We start from the raw sequence: 1815 nt of genomic DNA on the forward strand, positions 1-1815 counted from the left end.
CTTCGACGATGGAGTCATAACCACCGACGACGCGGAACTGCCATGCACCAGCCTTGTAGCCGGCACCAGCAACGACGTTAGGAGCGTAGTGGTTCTGCTTGGACTGAACCCAAGCGCCGCCGAAGGAAGACGAATCCGAACCAGAGTTGGAATCTTCGAGCGAGACGACAGCCGTGAAGCCGTTGCCGGCGTCATAGTTGTATGTCAACTGGTTGAGTTCGTACGGGCCGTCCCAGACCACGTCGTCGTTGATGACGTCGCCGGCGTAGCCGGTGAACAGGTTGTACTGCGAGTCCTGCTTACCAACCAGGAAACCGCCAAGGCTGATGTTAGCCCAGAGCAGCTTGGGGGTCGTGGAACCGCCTTCCGACCAGTCGAAACGGTAGACGGTGTCGGTCTTCAGCGGACCGTATTCGGTGTCCGATGCAGTGTCGATGGAAAGCTGAGCGCGGGTGTGCCAGAAGGTGCCGCGGTCGCCCTTCGGGCCTGGATTGTAAGCGTTGTACCATTCACCTTCCGTACGAACCATGCCGCCAACCTTGAGGCAGGTTTCGGTGCCCGGAATGAAGAAGTAGCCAGCGCCATATGCGTCGCAGATGCGGACGTATTCAAGCGGCTCCGGCTCGGCAGCAACGATGGCGTCGGCCGCATGAGCACCGGAAACTGCTGCCAGCGCAGCAGCGGAGCCGAGAAGAAGGCTCTTGATGTTCATAATAACTCCAGTTCTAAATATCGATTAGGTATGAGAATTCGCGCCGAAAAACGACGTGCCCTACCCCACCTTGTGTTCAAAGTTGACCCCTGATCTGGGAGAACCAAGACGATAAGCCTTGCTTCCGATTTGAGAAATACAGATCGAAATTTTTAGAGCAATATCAGAGACAAACTATAATCATATGTGACGATTGTTTCGAATTTCGCGTTGCACAAAGATCACGTCGCAAAATTGTCACATCGCTGTCGTGTTCAATATTGAACTATACTTGAAGTTATTTTCGAAAATACTTATGTTGTAATATTATACTTAATTAGAATACTCTAACTCTCAGTATACGGGACACCACTTACCGATACTCGCGTAGCTGGAATTGAACACACTGAAAGCAAAAAGCCCGGCTCGAAAGCCGGGCTTTTCGTCACTGACGTGACAATCAGATTTTGACCGAGGTCAAATCAGATTAGAAGGTGCGCTCGAAGCGGAGGATACCAGCCCACTCGTCCTGGCCGATCGAATCCCAGTTGGTGTAGGATACTTCCGGCTCGATGAGCAGGTTCTTGACCGGGTTCCACTTGATGTTCGTGGTTGCGGCGAAGATCTTCGAGTCGGTGTAAGCGAGCTGCAGGTTCCACTTCAGCTTGTCGTTGATCGGAACGCCAACGCCGCCCCAAACTGCCCAGTCACCCCAGCCGCAATCTGCGCCATGGATGGTGCCGTCCGAATGGGTGCAAGCCGACACATCCAAGTTCGAACCAGCGTACTGGTTCAGCTTGTCGCCGTCCGTGTTCCAGCCGCCCATCAAGAAGGCCGAGAAGACACCGAAGTCAGCGTCGATACGAGCCTTGATAGCGCCTTCTTCGACGATGGAGTCATAACCGCCGACGACCTTGAAGGACCATGCACCAGCCTTGTAGCCAGCACCGGCAACAACGTTCGGAGCATAGTGATTTTGCCTGCTGGTCTCCCAAGCGCCGCCGTAGGACGATGCATCGTTTGACGAGTTGGAATCTTCCACCGAAACCACAGCCGTGAAGCCGTTGCCGGCGTCATAGTTGTAGGTGATCTGGTTGAGTTCGTACGGGCCGTCATAGATCACG

At 54.0% G+C, this 1815-nt stretch carries 2 protein-coding genes; both read right to left on the reverse strand.

Annotated features, from left to right (window positions below):
• On the reverse strand, nt 1-712 hold a 712-nt coding region (locus PY649_RS34645), incomplete at its 3' end, for a porin (protein ID WP_285873574.1).
• A 466-nt stretch (nt 713-1178) separates the two neighbouring features.
• A partial coding sequence (locus tag PY649_RS34650) for a porin (RefSeq protein ID WP_285873575.1) occupies nt 1179-1815 on the reverse strand: 637 nt, incomplete at its 5' end.

Source organism: Rhizobium mayense, from assembly GCF_030272705.1.
GTDB lineage: Bacteria > Pseudomonadota > Alphaproteobacteria > Rhizobiales > Rhizobiaceae > Rhizobium > Rhizobium mayense.